Raw genomic sequence first — 19,371 nt, forward strand, 5'->3', positions numbered from 1 at the left:
AAGCGAAGGACCCAGTGGTGCCACCGACCCGGCGCGATCGACTCAAACACCGCTGTACAGCGAAGTTATGGGGTGGGCTAATACCCCATGAGGGCAAGCCAAGGTATTGGTTTGAGTTGCTCAGATTCAAGCAACCAATCGCTGTGTTGCCCATCTTCTTCTCCGATAAAGGAGCCATCACGAAGGATTGCTGCATGCCACGGGGCTTGAATATTAAAGGCTTCGTAGCGTTGCTGTGCTTGCGCTAGCGTGCCCGCTCCTCGCACATCAGCGGCGAGGGTGAAGGCTACTTGTGGGAAGCGGAAATTGAGGTCTTTCGGGTGGCCGATTTGTTCTTGATCCTCGGCGATTACGATCAACGCTTTTTGGGCCAACTGTTCTTCTTTGACGATGGTGGCAAGCAGCTTCGCCACAGCGTTGAGCTCCTCGCTTTCCAGCGGTTCCTTGCCCACCTTGGAGGCGTCAACGGCGACGTGGATATTGGGCAAGCTCAACGCTTGGCTGAAGGTATTGACCTGTTGTACGAGCAGTTCATCGCCCGGTTCGAACAACAGCACTCCAAATTCACCGGCTGCTTCGAGGCGTTCGGCCCATTCGAGAACGCGCTGCTGATTGGCTCTAAAAGAATCTTGCCCAACCAGTGTTGAGGCGCGCATCCATTTACCGCTGCTGCTTGGTGTGCTTGCTTGCCCCTCCCCAACAGCAATTGCTGCCGCCGCTTCGGTGTTCGCATCGACTTCGTATTCATCTACCCCACCGGGTTCAATGTAGATCGGCTCCCGGCTAAAGACGATGCCGCGGCCATTGGGCAGCCAGTGGCGAATATGCTCGGCTTCTTCGATGCGCCGGCTCAGCGTTTCTGCATCGCCAAATTGAGAACCCAGGGCGATTAATGGTTCTTCTGCTAATCCGGCGACACTCAGTGCGGTCTGAGCATCAAAGCGGGGGTCTGGGTAGGGCAAGACTTCTAGGGCGGCGCCATAGGCCCGAGCGGTTGCGGCCGCGGCGATGGAAGATTCCGGGCTGGCGATCACCAGTGGGGTCTGATCAGCATCGCGTTTTGATTGTCCTGGGAAACCGTGTGGGACGTCGTCTTCGCTGGCTTTTGCAATCTCTGGTGCAGCGCCAACATTTGGCCAATCAGGCACCAGCAGCATCGCGGCGTCGGCTTCCAGCCCTGCGATGGCGGAGGTGACGTCGCGGCGGTTATTTACTGGCACCGGATTGAACTTCAAGGCCGTTAGGTGCCCCAAGGCTTCTTCGGTACCTGGATCTTGGATCACCATGACTTCGCCTCGAGTCGTGGCAATACTGACGTCTCCAACCAGCAACACATAGCGTGCTTGGAGGCGATCCACCTCGTTGAGCACGGTGGAGCGGTTATTCTCCCGCATGGTCACCATCGGCGAGTGGCTCACCACCGCCAGCGATGCGGCACGGAGTTGGGAGTGGATCTCGTCATCAGAGATGATCAAGGTGTTGGAATCTTTAAAAAATCTCTGGGAGGCTGCTACCCCATCGCCGTAGGGGTCGCCGATGACCTGTGGGGTTTGCTCGAAGTCGGTGGAGGCATGGTGGCTGAGGTTTTCCGCCCGTGCATTTTCCAGGGCTTGCTCATAGGTTGTGGGCTCATCGCTTCCGAATACGCAGGCACTCAGCAGCATGGTCAACGCACTCGCCACTGCCAGTTTCGCCTTCACCGAACTATGCCTCCTTGGGTTAAGCAAAGAAAACCCCACACTGCGGTGGGGTTTTCAAGAGTAGCACCTTAACTATGGAAGGCCTGCGGGCCTTCTTCACCTGCGCTTAAGTCTGCCTCGTCGACGTCATGGACGGCCGTGGTGCCCATGGCGTCTTCGATCATGGCAAGCAGCCTACGGCGGCGATCGTTAAAGAAGGCCTCGGCGTTGGCGCTAAAGAGCAGATAAGGATCGAGCTGGTGGCTTCCAAGGACCTGATCGAATTCCTCATCATCCATCAAGGACTTGGATTGCACACGGTAGAGGTAGCGCGCCGGGGAGCTTTCTTCCACCATGACGTAGGTGCGCCGCCCCATGGGCGTGCGGTTGAGCACCGAGTGCGCAAGGACCGGGTCGATGCCGTTTTCTTCGCACCAACGCAGCGGGAAGATGGCACGGAAATGCACGCCCATTGCAGGAGCGGTGTGCTGATCGATGATGGATCCAGTGCGCCAGTCCCTAGCACCCAGACCCTCAAGCAGGGCGTAGATACCTTTATAAAGTCCGGAGTCGGGGCCTGCGGACAACAAGCGGGATTCCACAAAGCGTGCACCGCTGATGGAGGAGGGCACGGCTTCGCGTTCCCCGCGGATCCACGCGGTGACTTCATCAACGTCTTGTCCCATGCGGATCGTCAGCGCCGGCGAACCGTAGAGTTCTCCGAACACACCGCACCAGAACCAGCGATTGAGACGATCCCAGGATTCTTTTTGCGTCATGACGTGTGAATCTTCGGCCAACACGGCAATGATCGCTGCCAGCGGTACGAGCTGCTGGGTATAGGGAACCTGGGAGGTGGTGAGCATGCAACGCTGCTGCATATAGTTCGCTGCCTCGTGGAAGGCTGCGCGAACCTTGGTGGCCGCGGGCAGGTACTCACTAAGCGATAGCGCCAGCACCGCTTCACGCTGGCCACTGGCATGGCCTTGGAGTGCGGTGACATAGAGTGCCACTGCGCTGAGGAAATCAGTTTTGGTGATCCCATCGAGCGCCGGGTATCGGCGCAGTACCGACTCAGTTAAGGCCCAGTCGTCTTGGAGGCGGAAATCTGGATCCTCCGCGGCGAACACTGCGGTGAGCAGTTCGAAGACGTCCATTTGCAGCCCGTGCGCATTGGCTTGGGCGAAGATGGATCCGATGCTGGCCTGGGCTGTTTCGCGGTCGAGGCGCGTCATCGGCACTGCGTAGCGCACCAGTGGCCGCAGCACGGCATTGTGGAAGCGCTTGGTGCGCTCTCGTTGCCCTTCATCGGAGCGTCCGGCGAGATCAAAGAGCATGTCTGATCCGCGGTCGGTGAGCAATGTGTGCACCGGGATGAGTCCAGCTTCAATCGCGGTGTCTTCGGTGATGGTTTCTGGGAATCCAACGGCGAAGTGCGATCGAACATGGCCGTGCTCATCAACGGAGATCACAGCCTCATCGGGCATCACTTCGCTTTCCACTGCGCGGTTGATGTCCACATAGAAGCGTCGTTTAGCTTTTTTGTTGCGTAGATCCACTGATTCCACAAGGCCATCGCCGCGAAGGCACTGGTACAAGGTGGTGATGCGCTGCTGACCATCGAGCAGTAGCATGCCTGGAGCCACACCAGTATCCGGTGCACCTTGGATTGCGCGAGGCCTAAATCGCATGGGCTCATTGCGCGTATCCAGGGCCATGAGCGTGCCGATTGGATAGCCTCGCAGCACCGTTACCAATAAGGATCGAATGCGGTCGACGTCCCAGCGGTAGTCGCGCTGGAAATCTGGAAGCTGCAGATCGCCTCGGTCGATGCGGTTGAAGATATCAATGAGGTCGTAACTTGGAGTACTAAAACCCATGGCGTCGAGTCTAGCTGTGATGGCAAACTTCCTCGTGGGCACCGTGGCCCGAAACTTCGATTTGGATCGTGGAATGCCCCACACCATGACGCTGGAGCGCAGCTTGAGCACGGTCGAGCAGGTCGCAATCGCCTGTTACCGGCCCTTCCACCACCAGGTGGCAGGTGGCCAAAATCTCAGCGCCGTCAAGGCTCCAGACGTGAAGATCATGCACGGCGGTGACGTGTTGAAGGGATTCCAGGCTCGTGCGGATCTCATGCACATCAACCTCGGCGGGTACGCGCTCAAGTAAGACGCTCATGGCATGCCACAGCAGTTGCATTGCGCGCGGCAGGATCAAGGCGGCGATCACGAGCGAGGCGATGGTATCTGCCCATGTCCATCCGAATGCGAGCATGCATACCGAAGCGATGATCACGGCCACGGAGCCGAAAAGATCGACAAGGACGTGCAAATAGGCGCCCTGGATATTCAGGCTGTGCTCGCGATCGCGACGTAGCACCAGCGCGCTAATGATATTGGCCGCCAGACCAATGGTGCCGATGAGCAATGTGGTGCGCGCATCGACATCAGCGCCATTGCTCAAGCGGTGAAACGCCTCGAGCACGATCCAAATGGACACCCCTGCAACCGTGGCCGCGTTGAGCATGGCGGCAAACACTTCCAGACGCTTATAGCCGTAGGTGGCCTTGGCGCTGGCCGCCTTACGAGCGATGAGGGTGGCCACGAGCGCTACGACGAGGCCCGTGGAATCTGAAAGCATGTGCATTGCATCAGAGATCAAGGCCAGTGAGCCAGCAAGAGCACCGCCGATGAGCTCGACGAGGAAGATACTGCCGGTTACGCAAAGGGCGATGAGCAAGGAGCGCGTGCCGCGGTTTTCAGCGTGGGAATGCATGGGAGAAAGTCTAACCTAAGTTGGAGCTTATTGAAACACTATTGAAAACATTTCTTCCGGGCTAACCCTTTTTGCGCCCCCTTTTTCGCCCCTCATGCGTGCCCCCGATGCAACCCCACCGACACACCACCCTGCCCAACCCCAACTAAGCAAAACAAAACCCCACACCCGAAGGTATGGGGCTTGCTGCTTAAGCTTCGAATGAGCTTTTAGGCAGTCTCGGTGATGGGGTTCTTAACCCAGCTCATCAGATCGCGCAGCTTGGCACCGGTCTTTTCAATCGGGTGCGATGCCACTTCTTCACGCATGCGCTTGAGCTCAGGCTGGCCGTTTTCAACGTCCTTGACCATGTCCTGAACGAACTTGCCGGACTGGATATCAGCCAGCACGTCTTTCATGCGCTGCTTGGCGCCTTCGTCGATAATGCGCGGGCCTGCAACGTAGCCACCCAGCTCCGCGGTCTCGGAGATGGAGTAGTTCATGTTGGCCAATCCGCCTTCCCACACGAGGTCGACGATGAGCTTCATCTCGTGCAGAACCTCGAAGTAGGCCATTTCGGGGGCATAACCAGCTTCGGTCAGCACCTCGAAGCCGGCCATCATCAGGTACTCGAGGCCACCGCAAAGCACGGCCTGCTCACCAAAGAGGTCGGTTTCGGTCTCTTCGCGGAAGGAGGTGGGGATCACGCCAGCGCGGGCGCCACCAACGGCTGCTGCATAGGACAGCGCCAGTGCCTTGCCTTCGCCGGTGGGATCTTGGTCCACGGCGATCAGGCAGGGCACGCCCTTGCCGTCGACGAATTGACGACGCACCAGGTGGCCTGGGCCCTTCGGAGCCACCATGGCCACGGTGAGGTAGTCGGCCGGCTCGATCAGGCCGAAGTGAATATTCAGGCCGTGAGCGAAGAAGATTGCGTTGCCTTCGCTGAGGTTAGGGGCAATTTCTTCGTTGTAGATCTTCGGGATGGAGGTATCCGGTGCGAGGATCATCACCACATCGGCCCATGCAGCGGCGTCTGCGTTGCTCATGACCTTAAAGCCAGCCTCTTCGGCCTTTGCCGCAGACTTCGAGCCCTCACGCAGGCCGATAACAACCTCAACGCCGGAATCACGCAAACACATGGCATGCGCGTGACCCTGGGAGCCATAACCCACTACGGCAACCTTGCGTCCTTGGATCAAGGAGAGATCAGCATCTGCGTCGTACAAAATTTCAATAGCCACTGCTATCACCTTTCTATCGCTTCCACACTCATCGTATATCAAAATGTGGGACGGTGGAAGCTAATTTGTCTCATTTTGTGGGATTTTTAAGCTTTTCGACGGCCGCGTTAGCGATTTCCGCTCGGCGCCATGGTCTTAGGACCGCGCGAAAGCGCAATTTGACCGGAAGAAATCAGCTCGCGGATACCGAATGGCTCAAGCACATCCAGCAATGCCCGGAGCTTGCCCTTGGTACCCGTTGCCTCGATCACCACGGACTCCGGTGCCACATCGACGACTCGGGCACGGAAGATATTGGCGGCGTCGACAACCTGCGGCCTATTCGTGGCATCAGCGGAAACCTTCACCATCATCAAACCGCGAGCCACAGTGGTGTCTTCATCCAAGCGCACCACCTTGAGCACCGGCACAAGCTTGTTGAGCTGCTTGGTGATCTGCTCAATGGTGTTCTCATCGGCGTCGGCAACGATGGTCAGACGATTGATGCCCTTTTGCTCGGTAATGCCCGAGACGATGGAAACGAGGCTAAAACCACGGCGCGAAAACATCGCGGCAACGCGAGAGATAATGCCGTCGGAGTCTTTAACCAGCACACTCAAGATGTGCCTGGAAATTTCAGTATTGCTCATTACATATCCTCCTAGGCCTGCTCGTCTCGGCGCTCGAGGGCTTCTTCGATGCCCTGATCGACAGCCTCATCGATTTCGGAAAGTTCAACTGCAGCGGAGTCTTCGTCGTCGAAAAGCGGGCGAAGATCACGGGCATACTCAATTTCTGAGTTCGAATTACCCGCAGCCACCATCGGCCACACCTGCGCGTCTTGACCAACGATGAAGTCGATCAGCACCGGGCGATCATTGATCGAACGAGCCTTTTCAATCGCCGGGACAATTTCTTCTTCCTTGGTCACGCGGATGGCCACGCAGCCCTGGGCCTCGGCAAGACCAACGAAATCGGGCAGATAATGATCCTGCTCGCGCAGCTTGGTATTGGAATAGTGCCCGCCATAGAACAGGGTCTGCCACTGACGCACCATGCCCAGGTTGCCGTTGTTAATCACGGCCACCTTGATCGGGAACCCCTCGACGGTGCAGGTAGTGAGCTCCTGATTAGTCATCTGGAAGCAACCATCGCCATCAATGGCCCAAACCTCGGCGTCGGGATCGCCAGCTTTCGCGCCCATGGCAGCAGGAACCGAATAACCCATGGTGCCCAAACCACCAGAGTTCAACCACTTCCGAGGCTTTTCAAAATCAAGGAACTGCGCGCACCACATCTGGTGCTGGCCAACACCTGCACAGAACACGGCATCGCTATCAGCATGCTCGGCAATAGCGCGGATCACGGCCTGCGGCTCGAGCATGCCGTCATCGCTTTCGTCCCAGCCGCGCGGGAACTTCTCCTTGAGATTGTCCAGGTAATTGCGCCAACGAGCGATCTGGGGCTTTGGCAAGGCGAGTTGCTTCGAAGTTTCAAGCAACGCGCGAAGCACCTCTGCGGCATCGCCGACGATGGGCACATCAGCGCTACGAATCTTGCCAATTTCGGCCGGGTCAATATCGGCGTGAATCACCTTGGCATCGGGAGCGAAGCTATCAACAGCACCGGTGACGCGATCATCAAAGCGAGCGCCGATGGCAATCAGCAGATCGGAACGCTGCATCGACGCCACGGCAGGAACCGTGCCGTGCATACCGGGCATACCCATGTGCAGCTCGTGGGAATCAGGGAAGGCACCGAGCGCCATCAAGGTGGTGACCACGGGGATACCCAAGTATTCAGCCAACTGGCGCAGCTCTTCAGAAGCGTTGGCCTTCACCACACCACCGCCGATATAGAGCACCGGGCGCTTTGCCTCGGAGATCATGCGGGCAGCCTGTTCGATCGGGCGGTTGTGAGGGGTAAGCACCGGACGATAACCGGGCAGATCAATCACCGGAGGCCATTGGAAATCCATCTCCATGGCCTGAATATCTTTAGGAATATCCACCAGCACCGGACCAGGACGCCCAGTGCTTGCCAGGTGGAAGGCCTCGGCGATGGCCTGCGGAATCTCCTCGGGCGAGGTCACCATGAAGTTGTGCTTGGTCACCGGCATGGTGATACCGCGAACGTCGGCTTCTTGGAAGGCATCAGAACCAAGCAAGCTTCGGCCCACCTGGCCGGTGATTGCCACCATGGGCACTGAGTCGAGGTAGGCGTCTGCGATGGGCGTTACCAAGTTGGTTGCACCCGGGCCGGAGGTGGCAATACACACACCAACCCGGCCGGTGACTTGTGCATAACCGGTGGCTGCATGCCCTGCGCCTTGCTCGTGACGCACGAGCACGTGGCGGAGTTCTTTGGCCTCGTAGAGGGCGTCGTACAGGGGAAGCACTGCGCCACCAGGTAGACCAAACACAGTGTCGGTGCCGAGTTCCTCAAGTGATCGCACTACAGCTTGCGCACCGGTCATGCGCTGTGGTTGCTGGGCCTTTCGACGCGCGGCGAGCATCGCCGGGCTAGGTGTTGTGGGCTTGTTTGGGGCTGCCACGACTTCAAGCTCCTTTTTCCATCTCAGTGCTACGGAGGTGTACCGCAACTTCGCAATCATCCCACCGGGTCATACAACAAAACCCTCGCTTCAGCTACTGCTGGCGAGGGCGTCTGACGTTACGACTTGTAGGCCGCTACGGCAGGCGCCGTTCGGTAATTACTACAAGTCGGAGGATGTTCACAGGGCGTTATTTTACACAGCACGCCCCGGCATAGAGATTCTTCCCCCTGCTCCACCCCCGAAATGCCCTGCAACGTGGAAAATGAGCTGCTTCACACTACCCCCGCGCTATGCCGAAGATTTCACCTTGCGCCCCTTGCTTGAGATTGCTCACCGATCAATGAGTTCCTCCCTGAAGTGTCTATAGTTGGGCGCATGCCGTTTAGCTATCTTCTACACAAATTCTGGATTTGGATGGTGGAGACTGGCTTTAACCTCGGTCTTCTCATCATCATGCTTTTCCTCGTCCCGCGTGCGGGACGTCTTGCCATGCGCATCGTGGAAAGAAAGGTGATCGATCAAAACGATCGGGAGTCTAAAACCCACCTCGCCTTTGCTGGCGTAGCTGTCTACATTGCGCAGCTTATTGCTTACTTTGTCTTATTTGTCTTTATCCTGCAGCAGCTCGGCTTCTCGCTGGCAGGTGCAGCTATTCCCGCAACTGCCGCCTCGGCAGCCATTGGTTTAGGCGCACAGTCGATCATCGCCGACTTCCTCGCGGGCTTTTTCATTTTGAGCGAGCGCCAATTTGGTGTGGGCGACTGGGTGCGTTTCGAAGGTGGCGCCGCCACCGTCGAGGGCACGGTCATTCAGATCACCATGCGCGCAACCCGCATCCGCACCCTGGCCGAAGACACCGTCATCGTGCCCAACTCCAAGGCCGGGGTGTGCATTAACAGCTCGAATTATTGGTCCAAGGCTGTATGTAAGGTCTCCGTTCCGCTCCTTGGTTCTGATTCCATCTATCAGGCCATTGATCGCGCCGGCAAGGCAGCCCAGAAGGCCTTGAACCAACACGATGTGGCCGAGAAGGTGCTTGGCACCCTCGATGTGCACCCCTCACTCGATGTCACCCCACCGACCACCGTGGGTATGCCGTGGACCTCGGACATGCGCTTTGTGGTCCAGGTTCAGCCCGGCACGCAGTGGTTTGTAGAGCGCGCTATTCGCACCGAGATCATTAATGAATTCTGGCGCGAGTATGGTTCAGCCCCCACGCTCACCGGTGCGTTTGCCGAGGAATTCCAAACTGCTGCCCCAGAGGCATCTGTTGCCACCGAATCGGGTACTGCGCCGCAGACCGATGCCCACGGCCACAGCGTGAAAAACTCCATCGAGAGGATCGACCACCCCGAGGATCCGGCTGCAGAAGAAGAAGCACCTGCCACCTTGAGCAAGGCCGACGACCCGGTGCATTACACCGGTTGGCGCAAGGTGATTACCGGCGGCGGTAAGACGCGAATCTCGACCGCGCTTCTGCTTGGTGCCTTTTTGATTCTGCTGGTGCTCAAGGGCTTGACCTGGTCGCCGGATGATCAAAACTACGACGGCACCGTCGGTTTGCTCGCACCCGAGCGCTTTAGCTCTTCTACCGCCACCCCCACTCCTACTGAGGCCCCAGCCACCAACGCTCCTCAGCAGCAGCAGCAACAACAACCAACGCAGCAGCCTTCGCCGCAACCAACTGCCACCTCCCCGCAGCAGCCAACCGGCGAGCCGACCACGACTGCTGAGCCTCAAGGTGGCGAAACTGAAGGTGGACAAGGCGAACGCGCCCCTGAACAGGACGGTGGCGGAGGCCTTTTCCCGCTGCGCTAGAATCACATGCTTATGAGCCAGGAAACCTCTCCCCAGCTATTTAGACCCGATCGCACCCACCTGCTTTCTGCAGGCATCATGATTTGCATCTTGCTGATTGGCGTGAGCTACAACCCGCTCATGCTGGGGTGGGTCTTGGTGTTTCCCATTGTGTTCATCGTGTGGGTACTGAAGGTAAAAACGGTACTCAACGAGGACGGCATTAGCGCCCACTATCTGTTTGGCAAGCCGAAATCGGCAACCTGGGACACCATCGCTGGTATCAGTTTCAAGGGTTCCAAGGCCTTGGTGGAGCGCAAAGACGGCACGAGCTTTAGCCTGCCGGGGGTATCATTTAGTAGTTTGCCTAAACTTGAAGAGGCATCACGGGGTCGAATCCCCGATGCCTTGACGGCTGGACGTCGCGCCGCTGATGAAAAAGTGGTGGTGGTACACAAGGACGGCCGTCAGGTGATGATGACCCAAGAAGAATACGAGCAGTACCAAGCACGTGCTGCAAAGCCTGGCCAAACCCCATCTGCTAAGGAATAACGATGATTCCCCTTCGTTCACGCGTTACCACCGTTGGTCGCAATGCTTCGGGGGCGCGTGCCCTCTGGCGGGCAACCGGCACTCAGGAACACGAATTTGGCAAGCCAATTGTGGCAATTGTGAATTCTTATACCCAGTTCGTGCCAGGCCATGTGCACCTGAAAAACGTCGGCGATATCGTCGCCGATGCGGTGCGCGCCGCTGGCGGTGTACCAAAAGAATTCAACACCATCGCCGTCGACGATGGCATTGCCATGGGTCACGGCGGCATGCTGTATTCCTTGCCCTCGCGTGAAATCATCGCTGATTCCGTGGAGTACATGGTCAATGCCCACACCGCCGATGCGATGGTGTGCATTTCTAACTGCGACAAAATCACGCCCGGGATGTTAAATGCCGCGATGCGTTTGAATATCCCTTCGGTCTTTGTCTCCGGCGGACCGATGGAAGCTGGAAAAGCAGTAGTCGTTGATGGCATTGCCTCTACGCCCACCGACCTGATTACCGCCATCACCGCTTCTGCTAACGACGCCATTAGCGATAATGACCTCGCCACCATTGAGGCCTCCGCATGCCCGACCTGTGGATCCTGCTCCGGCATGTTCACCGCCAATTCAATGAACTGCCTCACTGAAGCTTTAGGTCTTTCCTTGCCGGGTAATGGCACCACGCTTGCCACCCACTCCGCCCGTAAGCGTCTTTTCCAACAGGCCGGCGAATTGGTAGTAAAGCTGTGCGAGCGTTACTACGGCGAAGAAGACGAATCCGTGCTGCCACGCAATGTGGCTACCAAGGAGGCATTCTTAAATGCCATGGCCTTGGACATGGCTATGGGTGGTTCAACAAATACCGTGTTGCACACCCTGGCTGCAGCCCAAGAAGGTGAGGTTGATTTCGACCTCTCCGATATTGACGAACTCTCCTACCGCATTCCCTGCATCTCGAAGGTAGCCCCCAACGGCAGCTACCACATCGAAGATGTACACCGCGCCGGTGGCATTCCTGCAATCTTGGGCGAGTTGCACCGCAAAGGCCTCCTCGAGACCAACGTGCATTCGCTCACGCACTCCAATGTGGATGAGTGGCTGGGCGAATGGGATATCCGCGGTGGTAAAGCAAGCGATGAGGCCATTGAGCTTTTCCACGCAGCCCCCGGTGGTGTGCGCACTACCGAAGCATTCTCCCAGTCCAACCGTTGGGAATCACTCGATACCGACCAAGAGCATGGTTGCATCCACTCAGTTGATCACGCCTTTAGCGAAGACGGCGGCCTGGTGATCCTGCGCGGCAATCTTGCCCCCGACGGCGCGGTGGTGAAGTCGGCTGGTGTGGAAGAAGAATTGTGGAAGTTCACCGGCCCTGCCCTGGTATGCGAAAGCCAGGAGGAGGCCGTATCCAAGATCCTGAACAAGGAAGTCACCCCCGGCGATGTGGTGGTCATTCGTTATGAAGGCCCTTCCGGCGGACCGGGCATGCAGGAGATGCTGCACCCGACGTCCTTCCTCAAAGGTGCCGGCCTTGGTAAAGCCTGTGCGCTGATTACCGATGGGCGTTTCTCCGGTGGCACCTCCGGGCTTTCCATTGGCCACATGTCTCCAGAAGCAGCACATGGCGGCCTCATCGGCATTGTCGAAGACGGCGACTCCATCACCATCGACATTCACAATCGCGTGCTCTCTTTAGATCTCAGCGAAGAAGAAATTGAGCAAAGGGTGCAGGCGATGCAGGCCAGCGAGCATCCTTGGACTCCAAAGGATCGTCAGCGTCCGGTAAGCAAAGCACTTCGCGCCTACGCAAAGATGGCCACCTCGGCCGATAAGGGTGCTGTGCGCCAGGTGGATTAAACCACTCGGGCAAAAGAAGAACTCCCCACACGCCAACCACGATTGTTGGCTGCCTGTGGGGAGTTTTTTTAAGTGCTAAGCAGTTAGCGCTGAATCGGATTGACTGCCGCACCGAACCACCACAGCGCGACTGCGCCGGCGATGGCTGCAAGAACGAAGAACCAGGAGCTTGCCAGCGGACGGCGTGCCCAGGAACGGCTGGTATCAAGAGAGATAATGCCAGGGCCGGTAAATTGCACCACCACGCTCAGCGCCGCAAGAAGACCGCTGAGGAAGAGGGTGTTTTTCACCGAAGCGAAGGCCTCGCCATTTGCCAAGAAGACCTGGTGGAGGAACATAAAGGATGTTGCCACTGTGGCCAGTGCTGCAGCGATCGGGGTGAGCAAGCCAAATAGCAAGAATACGCCGGCTGCGAGTTCCAAGGTAGGCAAGACAATGGAGAGCAGGTTCGGGTTGGCATAAGCGCCAAAATCAGACTCAAGAGCACCGAGGCTACGATCGCCTACCCCGAAGAAAACAGTAATGGAGTCGTAAAGCAGCCATGCGGCAAGTACGACGCGAAGCAGCAGCAAACCGAAGTCAATGGTGCCGCGCTTGGCACCTTCGGCGGCACCTACTGCAGCAACTTGCTCCACCTGCTCATCACTGAGCACCTGGGCATTGGGATCTGCATATACCGCGGTGGCAGGTGCAACAGGTGTTGCACCCGTTGGGGCATAATCCTCATCGGCGTAGGAGGAGGGCTCATAGTTGGCCGGTGCATCAGAGGCCAAAGGCGCACTGCGGTCTACCTTCGGTTCTTCGAATACCGTGGTGGCCTCAGGGTCTTTAGCGCTTTGGGGTTCAATCTTCTGCGGTGCTACACGGCCGGCGCGGCGATACACGTCGTTATCTTTTGTGGTCTTGTCTGCGCCATAGGTAGGAATATCGTCAAAGTCGCTTGCGCGATCGGGGATCTCATTGTTGCTCATGGGCACCAGCGTAGGTGATCACCTAGGTTTTTCTGCGCTGCCACTCAGCCGCTGCAACAGAATCGTTACTTTCAATCGCAGCCGGCCAGCACTCTTGCCATGGCATCGTGTTCTTGTTGCGTCACGCTTAATTGGTAGTGCAACTTCAAATCCACTTGGCGTTGGACATAGGTGCATACATAGGCGGGATCAGAGGGAAGCCACTGATCTGCCGTTTTAGCTTTCTTATTTTGGTTTTCTTCGGCCAATGTGGCTTGGAGGTTTGCTGGATCGTTGGCGAAGTTTCTTCTCAAGTCTGGATCCCAGCGCCACGCCCCGGATTCCCAGGCATCGGCCAGGGCAATGACGTGATCGATTTGCACTTCCGTGGAGGTGCGATTGCCTTTGACAAAGTGATGGCCACGACCTGAATAGGGATCCTGCAGGTAGCCAGAGGCGACCACACAATTGCGGGTATTTGCCTTGAATTCAATATCCCGGAGATCTCGCTGAAGCATATCGTTGCGGGTATCGCAGCCATTGTGGCCACCTGGAACATTGACATCATCGCTCCAGGCTTGGCCGAAGGCATCGCGGTCATAGGGCGGGATGGCTTCTGGGCCGCGGATGCTGAGTTGGTCTACCACCCCGTGCGATGGTGCCGGCGGAGTAATCGCCTCTGGAACCCACCCGCGATCTTCGGCCACCTGCCATGCGACGCTCACGAGCGTAATAAAGATGGCACAGGCAATGAGTAGTCGAGGAAACCTGGATCGCATAGTCAAAGAATCTAGCAAGCAACCCCAGAGATAACCGAACTGACATTCGAAGGCTTGCGCCCATAAGGCTCTTGCGCTATTTTGTTGATATGTCTACTTCTAAAGATTGGGCCGGAGACGCCAAGAACGCATCAACCACCGGAGAATTCGTCCGCGATACCCGCTATATCGACGATCGTATCCTCGCCAGTGTAGAAAAGCCCGAGCAGCAAGAAGATGGCCGCACATTCTGGCCAGTTGTACCCGGCAAATATCGCCTCATGGCCGCGCGTGCTTGCCCTTGGGCGCATCGCTCGATTATTACCCGCCGCCTCAAAGGCTTAGAGGATGTGATCTCGCTTGGCCTTGCCGGACCGACCCATGACAAACGCTCCTGGGTCTTCGACCTCGATCCAGGCGAAGTCGATCCGGTCTTGGGAATCCATCGCCTCCAGGAGGCGTATTTTGAGCGCTTCCCAGACTACCCTCGCGGAATTACCGTACCGGCGATCGTCGATATTGAGTCCAAGTCCGTTGTTACTAACGACTTCCCCTCGCTCGTGCCCGATCTGAACGATCAATGGTCTGAATACGAGCGCGAAGGCGCACCGGATCTCTATCCCGAGTCGCTACGCGAAGAGATCGACGAATTGACGTCCTACATTTTCAAGGAGGTCAATAATGGCGTGTACCGTTGCGGCTTTGCATCAACCCAAGATGCCTATGACCAAGCCTATGAGCGGCTTTGGGATGCCCTCGATTACCTCGAAGAGCGCCTCAGCACGCGCCGCTACCTGGTTGGCGAGCACATCACCTTGGCCGATATCTACCTCTACCCCACCCTGGTTCGCTTCGATGCCGTCTACCACGGCCACTTTAAGTGCAATCGCAACAAAATCAGCGAGATGCCCGCGCTGTGGGGATACCTTCGCGATCTCTTCCAAACCCCCGGCTTTGGCGACACCACCGATTTCAAAGAAATCAAAGAGCACTATTACATCGTGCATACCGACGTCAACCCCACACAGGTCGTGCCTCAAGGCCCCGATCTGTCCGGTCTCGTGAGCGAACATGGGCGCGAGCAGCTCGGCGGCAGCCCCTTTGCCCCTGGCGCCACGGCACCGGGGCCTGTGCCTGAGGGTGAGCGTGTACGCAATATGTTGCCGGAGCAACAAGCCTTCTTTGAAGGCTAATGCGCCAGTGATGCTGCCGCTTCAACCACGGCAGCACTTAACATACGCAAGGTTTCCGATTCCAGCCTCCAGGACTGCCAATACAGTGGAACTTCGATGCGCTTGGCGTCGATAAGCACTAGGGCAGATCGCTCAAGAAGTGGAAGCGCCTGGACCTCCGGCAGCAAAGCCCAACCGAGGCCAACGCGCGCGGCCTCCAGAAAAGCGTCGACGGAGGGAATCTCGGAAACATTTCGGCGCGAGGGCACGAAACCGATACGGCGCTCGAGGTCGATATCTTGGAGGCGGTCGCGCGGGCCAAAGCGCAGCACCGGCATCGCCTCCCAATCCACCTGCCCGCCCTTTGTGTGGCGATCCAACAACTCTGGATTGGCTACCGAAACATAGCGCATCGCACCCAGCGGTCGAACCTCGCAGCCAGGCACGGCCTTGGACTGGCTTGTCACAGCTCCCATCACATCACCGCGGGAAAGTAACTGGGCCGAATGCTTTTCATCTTCGATGCGCACGTGCAGCGCGGCTTGTTGCCAACCGGACACCGCCTGCAACACCGGGCCAAACCAGAGCGAAAGCGAGTCGGCATTCACTGCCACCGAGAGGGGCAAGGCCCCCATCTTTCCACCGAGTGCTACATCGACTTCGCTGCGCAAGAGTGCAATTTTTCGTGCCATTTGGGCAATCACTTCTCCTGCCGGCGTCGGCACAGGCGGCGATGAGCGGCGAATCAGCACCCTGCCATAGGCGTGTTCGAGTGCTTTGACTCTTTGGCTGACCGCAGAAGGCGAAATACCTAAGGCCGAGGCGGCGCCTTCGAAGCTGGCTTCATCAATAATTGCGAGCAATGTGTCCAGGTGAGCGGGGTTCATGAAGCTATGCTACATCAGGTTTATTTTCTTTAATTTTACTTCATCTTCGGGACAGGCCAAGCTACAAGGCATGGGAATCTTTATCACTGGTTTGCTCATGGGGCTGTCATTAATTATCGGCATCGGCCCGCAAAACGCGCTGATTATCAAACTTGGCATGCGCCGAGAAGCCATCGTGCCAGTGATCCTGATTTGCCTGATCAGCGACGTGCTGCTGATCATCGGCGGCACCCTCGGCGTAGGCGTCATCATTGACACCGTGCCCTCTGTGCTCACCGTCTTAAGCATCGCCGGCGCGGCCTATCTTTTATGGTTTGCCTGGACGTGTTTCCGCGACGCCAGCCGCACCCAACCCACCACCGTTGTGATGGAGGCACCAGCAGGAGCAGGAGCAGAAGCAGAGTCTTCCGGAGGTGTGGCCCTGGCAACGCGCCAAGCAACGCAAGTAGCCACGCGCACCTGGGTCAAACCAGTGATGATGATTCTTGCCATGACCTGGTTGAACCCAGCAGCATACGTCGATACGGTGGTCATGCTCGGCGGCATGGCCAATCAATATGGCAGCGAAGGCCGCTGGATTTTTGCAGCCGGCGCGCTTGTTGCCAGCACCCTGTGGTTCCCGACGATCGGGTGGGCATCGGTGCGGTGTGCACACCAGCTTGCACGACCAAAGGTGTGGCAGTGGATGAATATCGCCGTTGGCTGCATCATGGTCTTGCTCGCCATCCGGCTCATCGCCCATATCTAGGAATTGCACTCCAGAAGATAACCGGATACTAGGCGGTGGAGCTCCTGGCACCACTTATCCGGGCGGGGCACGATGGAGGCAACCGCCGGGGCGGACAAAATGGCCGACTGCACCGTCATCACCACGAAGATGGCAAGCACCTCGGGATCACCTTCGCGGATCCTGCTGGCGCTATCCTGCTCAATGGCTTGGGCCCGAACGGCGTCGATCAGGCGCTTGAGGTAATCCACCAGGCGTCGTTGGGTGCCAACGAGGTGGCCGAACAGGAAGTGGTGCAAGATATCGGGATCGCTTTGAGCCACCGAGGTAATGAACTCATTGGACCTTAAAGAATCAGCCACATAAACGATCTGATCGATGAACTGTTCTGGGCTGGTGACGCGATCAAAAGCGCCTTCGAGCACGGTGAGGTACTCGTGCCTGAGTACATCGCCGGTGAGCAAATCGATGTTGCGGTAACGGCTATACAGCGTTGGACGGCTCACGCCTGCGGCTCGTGCCACAGCGGACATAGATGTTGCGCGGATGCCATTTTTGATAAATGCCTCGCGGCCTGCATTCAGCAGCAAGCTATCGATGTCACGATGCCTCGTATTATTGCGCTTCTTCGGAGTGTCGAAGTGCAGCACCGAGGATGCCCTTGGCAAATCGAATGGCATGAGTGTCACTCTTTCTTGGCTCGAGACGTCCAACAAGGTTTTGCTTTACACAAAGCATAACCCGTGCAAGCTATCAGTCAGGATTCTCACAGCTCGGAGTCCACCCCCGAAAGGTGAGCCTGAAAGTTTTAAAAAGCGCCACGCAGTACCTGCGTGGCGCTTCATTTGGGATTTGCTAAGTCTCACTCAGCTTCTGAGCAATAAACCTAGCTCAGCTTCTTGGCAATCAATTGGTTGACCTGCGCAGGGTCAGCCTTACCACGCGTCGCCTTCATCACGGCACCCACGATGGCTCCGGTGACCTTGGTATTTCCTGCCTTGTACTTCTCTACGATGTCCGGGTTCGCAGCCAAAGCCTCGTCCACGGCCTGCTCGATTGCGCCATCATCGCGCACAACCTCAAGGCCACGAGCCTTGACTACCTCATCCACATCGCCTTCATCAGCCAAGACGCCGTCAACGGCCTGGCGAGCCAGCTTATTGGTGAGCTTGCCTTCCTTGACCAACTCGGCCACGCGGGCAACCTGCTCGGGGCGGATATGCAATTGATCGAGCTCAACGCCTTGCTCATTGGCCTTTTGTGCCAGGTAGGAAACCCACCAGGAACGAGCCTCGCTCGCAGAGGCGCCTGCTTCTACGGTGGCCAAAATGAGCTCGAGTGCGCCGGCGTTGACCAGATCGCGCATTTCCTTATCTTTGAGCCCCCACTCCTGCTGGATACGCGCGCGGCGAACCCATGGCAGCTCCGGCAAGGTGGCACGGATTTCTTCTACCCATTCACGCGGTGCAATCACCGGGGGCAGGTCGGGATCATTGAAGTAGCGATAATCTTCGGCGGTTTCCTTGGGGCGTCCCTTCGAGGTGGAGCCGTCGCTTTCTTGGTAGTGGCGCGTTTCTTGCACCACTTCCCCGCCGTCGCTAATGACCTGCGCTTGACGCTGCATTTCAAAGCGCACAGCCTGCTCCACAGACTTCAAGGAGTTAATGTTCTTGGTTTCGGTACGGGTACCAAAGGCTTCTTCTCCGCGCGGGCGAAGCGAAACATTGGAGTCCACGCGCATGGAACCTTGATCCATGCGGGCATCCGAAACGCCAAGAGCCTTCACCAGGTCGCGCAGCGCTGCAACATAGGCGCGGGCCACCTCTGGGGCGCGTTCGCCTGCGCCTTCAATCGGCTTGGTCACGATCTCGATCAGCGGGATGCCTGCACGGTTGCAATCGACCAGCGAGCTTGTAGCACCACTGATTCGGCCGGTGGCGCCGCCGATGTGGGTGAGCTTGCCGGTGTCTTCTTCCATGTGTGCGCGTTCGATCTCCACGCGCCACGTGGTGCCGTCGTCAAGCTGCACGTCGAGGTAACCGTCATAGGCGATCGGCTCGTCGTACTGCGAAATCTGGTAGTTCTTCGGCTGGTCCGGGTAGAAGTAGTTTTTGCGGGCGAATCGGGAAGACTCCGCAATCTCGCAATTAAGCGCCAAACCAATCTTGATGGCCCACTCCACGCCCTTGGCGTTTACCACGGGCAATGCGCCTGGTAGACCCAAAGAAACGGGATCGACGTTGGTATTCGGCTCGGCACCGAAATGCGCCGAGGGAGCAGAAAACATCTTGGTTTCTGTTGCCAGCTCAACGTGGACCTCAAGGCCCATCACCGGGTCAAACTTCTCCAATACCTCATCGAAATCCATGAGGTCATACATCGCAGCAGTCATGCCGGCTAGTCTAACCCATCGCGGTTGAAAGCCCGGAGAGTGTCTGGCAATAGCGAGAAAGCAACAACACCGCACC

The 19,371-nt window shown here is 57.5% G+C and carries 15 protein-coding genes and 1 pseudogene; 5 read left to right on the forward strand and 11 right to left on the reverse strand.

Features of this window, described 5'->3' with window-relative positions:
• Nucleotides 1–77 precede the first annotated feature (77 nt).
• The 6 genes from IEU99_RS06785 to IEU99_RS06810 all read right to left on the reverse strand — a co-directional run bounded on the left by IEU99_RS06785 (nucleotide 78) and on the right by IEU99_RS06810 (nucleotide 8,273).
• Nucleotides 78–1,700 carry a hypothetical protein gene (locus IEU99_RS06785; RefSeq protein ID WP_128889965.1) on the reverse strand — a complete coding sequence of 541 codons (1,623 nt, stop codon included), beginning with the start codon at nucleotides 1,698–1,700 and terminating at the stop codon, nucleotides 78–80.
• A gap of 68 nt (nucleotides 1,701–1,768) precedes the next feature.
• On the reverse strand, nucleotides 1,769–3,559 hold the full coding sequence (locus tag IEU99_RS06790) for a GmrSD restriction endonuclease domain-containing protein (RefSeq protein WP_128889966.1): 1,791 nt from the start codon (nucleotides 3,557–3,559) through the stop codon (nucleotides 1,769–1,771).
• A 10-nt stretch (nucleotides 3,560–3,569) separates the two neighbouring features.
• Nucleotides 3,570–4,457 carry a cation diffusion facilitator family transporter gene (locus tag IEU99_RS06795; RefSeq protein ID WP_128889967.1) on the reverse strand — a complete coding sequence of 296 codons (888 nt, stop codon included), beginning with the start codon at nucleotides 4,455–4,457 and terminating at the stop codon, nucleotides 3,570–3,572.
• A gap of 209 nt (nucleotides 4,458–4,666) precedes the next feature.
• A complete protein-coding gene (gene ilvC / locus IEU99_RS06800) occupies nucleotides 4,667–5,680 on the reverse strand; it encodes a ketol-acid reductoisomerase (RefSeq protein WP_128889968.1) in 1,014 nt (337 codons plus the stop codon).
• Nucleotides 5,681–5,787: 107 nt separating this feature from the next.
• Nucleotides 5,788–6,309 (reverse strand): acetolactate synthase small subunit, encoded by a 522-nt coding sequence (gene ilvN / locus IEU99_RS06805; RefSeq protein ID WP_123960351.1) that lies wholly within the window; start codon nucleotides 6,307–6,309, stop codon nucleotides 5,788–5,790.
• 11 nt (nucleotides 6,310–6,320) lie between these two features.
• Nucleotides 6,321–8,273 carry an acetolactate synthase large subunit gene (locus tag IEU99_RS06810; RefSeq protein ID WP_128889969.1) on the reverse strand — a complete coding sequence of 651 codons (1,953 nt, stop codon included), beginning with the start codon at nucleotides 8,271–8,273 and terminating at the stop codon, nucleotides 6,321–6,323.
• A gap of 318 nt (nucleotides 8,274–8,591) precedes the next feature.
• Between IEU99_RS06810 and IEU99_RS06815 the strand changes: the two genes are divergently transcribed.
• From IEU99_RS06815 to ilvD, 3 genes are read left to right on the forward strand one after another with little or no spacing between them, the layout of a single operon-like run.
• Nucleotides 8,592–10,034, forward strand: a complete 1,443-nt coding sequence (locus IEU99_RS06815) for a mechanosensitive ion channel family protein (protein ID WP_128889970.1) — start codon at nucleotides 8,592–8,594, stop codon at nucleotides 10,032–10,034.
• Between the two features lie 12 nt (nucleotides 10,035–10,046).
• Nucleotides 10,047–10,565: a PH domain-containing protein gene (locus IEU99_RS06820; RefSeq protein ID WP_128889971.1), complete on the forward strand. Its 519-nt coding sequence runs from the start codon at nucleotides 10,047–10,049 to the stop codon at nucleotides 10,563–10,565.
• Nucleotides 10,566–10,567: 2 nt separating this feature from the next.
• Nucleotides 10,568–12,409 (forward strand): dihydroxy-acid dehydratase, encoded by a 1,842-nt coding sequence (gene ilvD, locus IEU99_RS06825; protein ID WP_128889972.1) that lies wholly within the window; start codon nucleotides 10,568–10,570, stop codon nucleotides 12,407–12,409.
• Nucleotides 12,410–12,734: 325 nt separating this feature from the next.
• Here ilvD and IEU99_RS11105 read toward each other — a convergent pair.
• A pseudogene (locus tag IEU99_RS11105) lies at nucleotides 12,735–13,017 on the reverse strand (DoxX family membrane protein); the annotation flags it as partial.
• A gap of 434 nt (nucleotides 13,018–13,451) precedes the next feature.
• Complete coding sequence (locus IEU99_RS06835) at nucleotides 13,452–14,138, reverse strand: HNH endonuclease family protein (RefSeq protein ID WP_128889974.1); 687 nt, start codon at nucleotides 14,136–14,138, stop codon at nucleotides 13,452–13,454.
• An 89-nt stretch (nucleotides 14,139–14,227) separates the two neighbouring features.
• On the opposite strand from IEU99_RS06835, the gene IEU99_RS06840 reads away from it, so the two are divergent.
• The gene (locus IEU99_RS06840) at nucleotides 14,228–15,310 is read left to right on the forward strand and encodes a glutathione S-transferase family protein (protein WP_128889975.1); all 1,083 of its coding nucleotides are present in this window, start codon (nucleotides 14,228–14,230) and stop codon (nucleotides 15,308–15,310) included.
• On the opposite strand, the gene IEU99_RS06845 is transcribed toward IEU99_RS06840, so the two are convergent.
• Nucleotides 15,307–16,176, reverse strand: coding sequence for a LysR family transcriptional regulator ArgP (locus IEU99_RS06845; RefSeq protein ID WP_128889976.1), 870 nt, complete (start codon nucleotides 16,174–16,176; stop codon nucleotides 15,307–15,309). The genes IEU99_RS06840 and IEU99_RS06845 overlap by 4 nt on opposite strands.
• A 70-nt stretch (nucleotides 16,177–16,246) precedes the next feature.
• On the opposite strand from IEU99_RS06845, the gene IEU99_RS06850 reads away from it, so the two are divergent.
• Nucleotides 16,247–16,924: a LysE/ArgO family amino acid transporter gene (locus IEU99_RS06850; RefSeq protein ID WP_128889977.1), complete on the forward strand. Its 678-nt coding sequence runs from the start codon at nucleotides 16,247–16,249 to the stop codon at nucleotides 16,922–16,924.
• Here IEU99_RS06850 and IEU99_RS06855 read toward each other — a convergent pair.
• Nucleotides 16,921–17,583, reverse strand: a complete 663-nt coding sequence (locus tag IEU99_RS06855; protein WP_128889978.1) for a TetR/AcrR family transcriptional regulator — start codon at nucleotides 17,581–17,583, stop codon at nucleotides 16,921–16,923. The genes IEU99_RS06850 and IEU99_RS06855 overlap by 4 nt on opposite strands.
• A 206-nt stretch (nucleotides 17,584–17,789) precedes the next feature.
• Nucleotides 17,790–19,295 carry an Asp-tRNA(Asn)/Glu-tRNA(Gln) amidotransferase subunit GatB gene (gene gatB / locus IEU99_RS06860; RefSeq protein ID WP_128889979.1) on the reverse strand — a complete coding sequence of 502 codons (1,506 nt, stop codon included), beginning with the start codon at nucleotides 19,293–19,295 and terminating at the stop codon, nucleotides 17,790–17,792.
• Nucleotides 19,296–19,371: the final 76 nt, after the last annotated feature.

The sequence above is a fragment of the Corynebacterium pelargi genome (assembly GCF_014635485.1).
Lineage (GTDB): Bacteria > Actinomycetota > Actinomycetes > Mycobacteriales > Mycobacteriaceae > Corynebacterium > Corynebacterium pelargi.